Origin of the sequence: Stenotrophomonas sp. NPDC077659 (assembly GCF_050268705.1) — a bacterium.
Taxonomy (GTDB): domain Bacteria; phylum Pseudomonadota; class Gammaproteobacteria; order Xanthomonadales; family Xanthomonadaceae; genus Stenotrophomonas.
The window spans coordinates 1-7,333 of record NZ_JBNNHG010000174.1 but is presented as its reverse complement, the minus strand read 5'-3'; the positions used below and the strand labels follow the sequence as shown (position 1 = coordinate 7,333).

Annotated in this window: 6 protein-coding genes and 2 pseudogenes; 4 read left to right on the top strand and 4 right to left on the bottom strand. The window is 66.7% G+C overall.

Going from position 1 to position 7,333, the window contains the following annotated elements:
* Positions 1–798 (top strand): annotated as a pseudogene (locus ACQKDV_RS17345) (acetyl-CoA carboxylase biotin carboxylase subunit); the annotation flags it as partial.
* Positions 799–927: 129 nt separating this feature from the next.
* On the opposite strand, the gene ACQKDV_RS17340 reads toward ACQKDV_RS17345, so the two are convergent.
* Positions 928–1,302, bottom strand: coding sequence for a hypothetical protein (locus ACQKDV_RS17340; RefSeq protein WP_427785383.1), 375 nt, complete (start codon positions 1,300–1,302; stop codon positions 928–930).
* Positions 1,299–2,264, bottom strand: a complete 966-nt coding sequence (locus ACQKDV_RS17335; protein ID WP_427785382.1) for a hypothetical protein — start codon at positions 2,262–2,264, stop codon at positions 1,299–1,301. Before ACQKDV_RS17335 ends, ACQKDV_RS17340 begins: the two co-directional genes overlap by 4 nt.
* Positions 2,265–2,427: 163 nt before the next feature.
* Between ACQKDV_RS17335 and prmA the strand changes: the two genes are divergently transcribed.
* The 3 genes from prmA to fis all read left to right on the top strand — a co-directional run bounded on the left by prmA (position 2,428) and on the right by fis (position 4,548).
* The gene (prmA, locus tag ACQKDV_RS17330; protein ID WP_427785387.1) at positions 2,428–3,348 is read left to right on the top strand and encodes a 50S ribosomal protein L11 methyltransferase; all 921 of its coding nucleotides are present in this window, start codon (positions 2,428–2,430) and stop codon (positions 3,346–3,348) included.
* Positions 3,349–3,390: 42 nt separating this feature from the next.
* Entirely contained in the window at positions 3,391–4,158 is a 768-nt protein-coding gene (locus ACQKDV_RS17325; protein ID WP_427785380.1) for a DUF3426 domain-containing protein, read from the top strand.
* 114 nt (positions 4,159–4,272) lie between these two features.
* A complete protein-coding gene (gene fis / locus ACQKDV_RS17320) occupies positions 4,273–4,548 on the top strand; it encodes a DNA-binding transcriptional regulator Fis (protein WP_006397198.1) in 276 nt (91 codons plus the stop codon).
* 123 nt (positions 4,549–4,671) lie between these two features.
* On the opposite strand, the gene ACQKDV_RS17315 is transcribed toward fis, so the two are convergent.
* Positions 4,672–5,604, bottom strand: a complete 933-nt coding sequence (locus ACQKDV_RS17315) for a phosphatidate cytidylyltransferase (protein ID WP_427785385.1) — start codon at positions 5,602–5,604, stop codon at positions 4,672–4,674.
* Positions 5,605–5,702: 98 nt separating this feature from the next.
* Positions 5,703–7,286, bottom strand: a pseudogene (locus ACQKDV_RS17310) (2-oxoglutarate dehydrogenase E1 component); the annotation flags it as partial.
* Positions 7,287–7,333 lie beyond the last annotated feature (47 nt).

Genomic DNA, 7,333 nt, shown 5'->3' with positions numbered 1-7,333 from the left:
CGCAGTCGCGTGCGTTGGCTACGGCTACGGCTACGGCTTCGGCCGCGCCCGCGCCACGTGGAGATCCAGGTGCTGGCCGACGGCCAGGGCAACGCCATCCACCTGGGTGAGCGCGACTGCTCGATGCAGCGCCGTCACCAGAAGGTGGTGGAAGAAGCACCGGCACCGGGCATCAGCGCCGAACAGCGCGAGCAGATCGGCAAGGTGTGCACCGAAGCCTGCGTACGCATCGGCTACCGCGGCGCCGGCACCTTCGAGTTCCTGTACGAAGACGGCCGCTTCTACTTCATCGAAATGAACACCCGCATCCAGGTGGAACATCCGGTCACCGAAATGGTCACCGGCATCGACCTGGTGGCCGAGCAGCTGAAGATCGCCGCTGGCCAGAAGCTGTCGATCAAACAGAGTGACGTGGTGCTGACCGGCCATGCCATCGAATGCCGCATCAACGCCGAAGATGCGGAAACCTTCGTGCCGAGCCCGGGCACCATCACCGGCTTCCATCCGCCGGGCGGACCCGGCGTGCGCGTGGACACCCACATCTACAGTGGCTACCGCGTGCCGTCGAACTACGACTCGATGATCGGCAAGCTGATCGTGCACGGCCCGGACCGCGAAACCGCCATCGCCCGCATGCGAGTGGCGCTGAGCGAGATGGTGGTCGATGGCATCAAGACCAACGTCGCCCTGCAGCAGCGCATCATGCGCGACAAGGGCTTCCAGGCCGGTGGGCAGAACATCCACTATCTGGAAAAGCGCTTGGCCGAACGCAAGAACAAGCCCATCGCGCTGACCTGATCAACACCAGCGGCTGGACACGGAAAGGGCGGGGACTTCCCCGCCCTTTTTTCTTTCCTGTAGCGCCGAGCCCATGCTCGGCTTGCCGGGAACAGCAGCCGAGCATGGGCTCGGCTCTACAGAAGCGCGTCAGCGCTTGCCGGCGACTTCCGCAGGAATCTGCGTGTCGGCCAGCGGGCGCACACCGTTGGGCGAGGTTGGATCGACGATCACCATGGTCTCGGTCGAACCATCAGGCCAGACCACCTGGAAGGTGCTGCCCGCCGGCAACGAGGCAAACGGTGCGCCACTCTGCGCGCGATACACCGCCGCCACCTGGCTGGCACCGGCGCGGCGCACGTCTTCCTGCGCCTTCACCGTGGTCAGTTCAACCTTGGAAAGGTGCCGGTAGCGATCTTCGTAGGTGTCGATCATCAACAGGCCAACCGCGCCGGCCGAATACGCGACAAACAACGCCACCCAGAACCAGAACTTGGCTCCGTGCAGGAATCGACGGTAATTCATTGCCCGTTCCTCTTTCCAATCAATTGCCTGATCCATTCGTTCATCTTCCCCGCACCTTGCCGCGATACCGCAGCGTCATACACGAAATCCTGGAAATCCTGCGTCGCATCCTGCGAACAGATGCCGCCGTTGGCGCAGTAGCTGTTCATCAGCACGCTGTCGGCCCCGCATGGCAGGCCAAGCTGACAGGCCGCGACGCGCCAGGCCATCTCACTGAGCTGTTCACCGGCCACCATGTTCACCAGCGCCTTGTCGCCGGCCGCACGCACGCCCATGCCCGGCGCCAGGGCCATGTAGGCCTCCGGGTCGCGCGAGGCGCGCACGCGTTCCACCAGGTCGCGGCGGTACTGGTCATTGCTGTGCAGCGGCTCACCGTCTGCAAACAGCGCCGCTTCGGCGGCAAGGTTGCCCTGCAGGGCGGCGCGGCGGCGTTCGTTGAACACCAGCGACGGCCCCAGGTTGTCGCCCGGCACGAAACCGCCGCAGCGCTGCGCCACGCGTTCGCGCGCCTGCACCATCGCCGGTGCCGCGCTCAGGCCCAGTCCGGCCAGCACGTTGTTGTCCAGCCGGTAGCCGCCAGGATCAAGCGCGTACTGCGCGCAGTAGTCGTAAACACGGCTGAGCATCCAGCGGGCTTCGTGGTTGCCCTGGTCGGCCTGTGCCTTCAGCCGCTGCGCATACGCGAACAGGTCGGTCTCGCCTTCGATGTCAGCGCGCAGGTCCAGCGGCAGGCCCGAGGGCAGCCCGGTGCCGCGCTCGAAGCCGGCCAGACGGCGGGCAAGCGCTTCAGGCATCACCGGTTGCAGCGCCTCCTCCACGCGGGCCGTCGATACGGCCAGCGGCGCGCCCACGTCCAGCTGCGCACCCCGGGCATGCCCGCTGGCCCGGTAACCGGCCACGCCCAGCACGGCCACGGCGGGCAGTACGAGCAACCAGGTTTTCAGGGACGGGGCGAGGGCCATCGGCGGTCGATTACGGCACGTCGGGCAGGAAGAGGCCAAGTCTAGCAAGGCCTGTGAGGCGTGTCTGAATCGATCTCGTTCCGCCCCGCCCTGCATCTCAAGGCATACGGAGACGACCGGATGGTCTAGCATGGCCCCCTTTCCCGCGATTACCCCCACCGCCATGCCGTTCCTGGAACTGACCCTGCGCTGCACCGAAGCCACCCAGCCCCGCTATGAAAACGCGCTGGAGGACGTGGGCGCGTTGGCGGTCACCCTGCTCGATGCAGAAGCCGACACCAGCAACGAGCAGGCCATCCTCGAGCCAGGCGTGGGCGAAACCCCCCTTTGGGACACCCTGGTGCTGAGCGCGCTGTTCCCCGCCGACAGCAATGCCTTGGTGCTGCTGGCCGCGCTGGAGGCCTTCGACCCTGGACTGGACTGGACCGGCGGCAGCTTCCGCGCGGTCGAGGACGAAGACTGGGAACGCGCTTGGCTGGACCAGTTCCAGCCGATGGATTTCGGCAGCCGTACCTGGATCGTGCCGTGGAACCATGAATTGCCCGAGGCCGCGCAGGCCGCCGATGCCGCCGTGGTGCGCCTGGACCCGGGCCTGGCCTTCGGCTCTGGCACCCACCCGACCACCGCCCTGTGCCTGCGCTGGCTGGACCAGCTGGCCGTGGAGGGCCTGCTGCAGGGCCAGCGCGTGCTCGACTTCGGCTGTGGCTCGGGCATCCTCGCCCTGGCCGCGCTGAAGCTCGGCGCCGCCGAAGCCATCGGCGTGGACAACGACCCGCAGGCACTGGTGGCCACCGCCGACAATGCCGAGCGCAATGGCGAGCAGGCACGCATGCACCTCTACCTGCCCCAGGACGAACCGGTGGCCACCTACCCCATCGTGGTCGCCAACATCCTGGCCTCGGCGCTGGATGCGCTGGCCGAACTGCTGGCCGCACGTGTCGCTGCCGGTGGCCGCATCGCTCTGTCGGGCATCCTGCATGGCCAGGAAGGCGAACTGCTGCAACGCTACGCTGCGTGGTTCGATGACCTGCAGGCCACCCAGGATGGCGACTGGATGCGCATCACCGGCGTACGCCGCGCCTGATCGTGGTTGAATGACCGCTGGATCCGAACCTGCACCCTGAGCATGTCCGAGCCGAACCCGCCGCGTCGTCCGCTTGCCACCTTCCTGCGCCCCGCGCCGGGAGCCGATGCGGCGCCCGGGACCGCACACGCGCAGGACCCCGCTGAGGGCACGGCAGCAGCAGCCACCGACGAGACGGCAACGTTCGACCTACCGGCCGGACCGGCGGTGGAAATGTCAGCCCTGCCGGAACCGCAACCGGTTGAGGCCGCGGTCATCGCACCCTCCGCCAGCGTCGACGCGCCCCCCGCGACCGCGCCGGCCAGCGATGCGCCCAGCTTCCTCGGCGTGCGCCCGCGTGCCCTGCCGGCACCGCGCTGGCATTGGGCGGTGGTCGCCGCGCTGGCACTGCTGCTGGTGCTGCAGAGCGTGCTGGCCGACAGAACGCGGTTGGCAGCCGACGCCGGCCATCGCCCATGGCTCAGCGCACTGTGCGGCGTCCTGCGCTGCAGCCTGCCGGCATGGCGCGAACCCACGGCATTGACCATGACCAGCCGCGAGATCCGCCCGTTGCCCGGCCAGGCGGGCGTGCTGCAGGTACAGGCGAGCATCCGCAATGATGCGCGCTGGGCGCAGGCATGGCCCGACCTGCGCCTGTCGCTGGCCGATGCCGATGGTCGGGTGATCGGCACCGGTGTGTTCCCGCCTGCGCAGTACCTGGGCGAGAACCCGGGCGCGGCCCTGCTGGAACCGGGCCAGAGCGCACGCATCGCCTTCCGCGTGCAGGAGCCGGCCGCAGCCACGGTCGCATTCACCTTCGAATTCCTGTGAAAGGGTCGATGGCGTCCAGCCGTGGCAGGGCGGGCACGCTCGCGCTAGACTGACCGCCACCACCTCGTCCGGCCGCGCGCTCCGCGCGCACGGGCCACCGAATCGGGAATCCCCTTGAACGCTGTCCTTTCTCGTCCTGACAACAGTCGTGGCGCTGCCCGGCCACCGCTGCGCGAGCACGTCGCCCAGTCCGTGCGCCGCTACCTGCGCGACCTCGATGGCTGCGACGCGGACGATGTCTACGAGATCGTGCTGCGCGAGATGGAAATTCCGTTGTTCGTGGAAGTGCTCAACCACTGCGAAGGCAACCAGAGCCGCGCCGCGGCGATGCTGGGCATCCACCGCGCCACCCTGCGCAAGAAGCTGAAGGAATACGGCATCAGCGCATAAGCGCACCGCAGTGGTAGTGCCGGCCGCTGGCCGGCAACTGCCGGCCGGCGGCCGGCACTACCATTGCATCGGCCGGTCACGCGCCGTAGATCCACGCCATGCGTGGATGAACGCCCAGCGGAATTACCCGCCCCCGCCCGCCTTCCAGTAATACCGCACCACATGGAAGAACACCGGCGCGGCGAAGCACACAGAATCGAGCCGGTCGAGCATGCCACCATGGCCCTCGATCATGTGCCCCCAGTCCTTGATCCCGCGGTCGCGCTTGATGGCCGACATCACCAGGCCGCCCCAGAACCCCATCAGGTTGATCAGCAGCGACAACCCGAATGCCTGCAGCGGCGTGAACGGGGTGATCCACCACAGCGCCGCCCCCAACACGCTGGCACTGAGTACGCCGCCGACGAATCCTTCCACCGTCTTCGACGGCGACAGCTTCGGCGCGATCAGGCGCTTGCCCAGCAGCTTGCCCCAGATGTACTGCAGCACGTCCGAGGACTGCACCACGATCACCAGGAACGCGAACAGCAGTACGTTGCGCGCCGGATCGTGGCCGGGCACGCGCAGATTCAGCAGCAAAGGCACGTGCGAAATGCAGAACACGCAGATCATCAGGCCCCACTGCACCTTGGCCGTGCGTTCCAGGTAATGCGTGGTGTCGCCACCGATGGTCGACAGGATCGGCAGGAACAGGAACGCGTAGACCGGAATCAGCAGCGTGTACATGCCGTACCAGTCGATCCACACCAGGTAGTACTGCCACGGCAGCACGATGTAGAACGCGGCCAGCAGTGCGTAGTAATCGCCCGAGCGCGTGGGCGCCAGGGTGATGAACTCGCGCAGCGCGAACAAAGAAATGATCGCGAACAGCACGATCACACCGGCACGGCCAAAGAACAGCGCCAGCCCGACCACGATCGCCATCACCCACCACGCGCGGATGCGCGACACCAGGTTGGCGATCACCGCGCTGGGCCTGCCGCGCTGACGCCAGCGCAGCGTTTCGGCCACCAGCGTGGCCAGCACCAGCACCGCACCGACGCCGGCGAACAGCAGCCCGGATGCCGTCGGCGACGGATTCGGGCAGTACCGGGGCTTTGACTTCGGTGGCCATTGCGGGAGCTTCCTGGTTTGTCTTCTAAATAGGGGGAGGATTATTCAGCGAACGTGTCGTTGAACGGGTTGACCAGTGCATCGGCGACCAGCTGCTGCTGTTCGCGGACGTGGTCAGCCATGTGACCGGCAGCCGGCGAAGCCGAACGTGCGCGACCGGCGTAGTGCAGGTTCTGGCCATCGGCCAGGCAGAACTGCAGGTGGTGGCGGATCTGGTACCACGCCCCCTGGTTCTGCGGTTCTTCCTGCGTCCACACCACGTCGGTGGCCTTGCCGTACTTCTTCAGTTCGGCAGCCAGCAGCGCACGCGGGAACGGATACAGCTGCTCCACGCGGATGATCGCCACGTCGTCCTGGCCACGCTTGGTCTGGTCTTCCAGCAGGTCGTAGTAGACCTTGCCCGAGCACAGCACCACGCGCTTGACCTTCCTGGCATCGGCATTGGCGTCGCCGATCAGGTGCTGGAACTCGCCGTTTGCCAGTTCGTCCAGGGTCGACACGGCCAGCTTGTGGCGCAGCAGCGACTTGGGCGACATCACCACCAGCGGCTTGCGGGTGGTCAGGTGAAGCTGGCGGCGCAGCATGTGGAAGGCCTGTGCAGGTGTGGACGGCACCACGACGAGCATGTTTTCCAGTGCACACAGCTGCAGGAAGCGCTCCAGGCGCGCCGAGCTGTGTTCCGGGCCTTGCCCTTCATAACCGTGCGGCAGCAGCAGGGTCAGGCCGGAAATGCGGCCCCACTTGGCTTCACCGGCGGCGATGAACTGGTCGATCACCACCTGGGCGCCGTTGGCGAAGTCGCCGAACTGGCCTTCCCAGATGCACAGGGTGTTGGGATCGGTGGTCGAGAAGCCGTACTCGTAGGCCATCACCGCTTCTTCGCTCAGCAGCGAATCGATGACGGTGGCCTTCTCCGGCGAATCCACCAACTGCCGCAGCGGCATGTAGTAGTTGTCGGTCTTCTGGTCGTGCAGGATCGCGTGACGGTGGGTGAAGGTGCCGCGGCCCACGTCCTGGCCGACCAGGCGCAGTGCATGGCCTTCGTCGAGCAGGGTGGCGTAGGCCAGGTTCTCGGCAAAGCCCCAGTCGCCCGGGATCTCGCCAGCGGCCATCCTGCGACGGTCGTCGTAGACCTTGGCCACGCGCGAGTGCAGCTGCACTTCTTCCGGCACGGTGTTGATCAGCGTGGCCAGCTCGACCAGCTTGTCCATGCCCACCTTGGTGGAGATCTCATCGGACAGCTTGCCTTCCAGCAGCTTCGGCCAATCGACGAACAGCGGGCTGGTCGGCGGAGTCTTCTCGACCTTGGCCAGTTCGGTGGTCACTTCGCCACCGTCGAGCTTGTCGCGGTAGGCATCGACCATCGCCTTGCCGGCGCCGGCGGCGATCACGCCTGCCTTTTCCAGCTGCTCGGCGTACAGCTCGCGGGTGGTCGGGTGCTTGCGGATCACCTGGTACATCAGCGGCTGGGTGATCGCCGGTTCGTCGGCTTCGTTGTGGCCCCAACGGCGGTAGCACATCAGGTCGATGACCACGTCCTTGGCGAACTTCTGGCGGAACTCGAAGGCCAGCTGCGCAGCGAACACAACCGCTTCGGGATCATCCCCGTTCACGTGCAGCTCAGGCCCCAGGATGCATCATCATCAATGGAAACCACCTGCGCCAGGCCGGC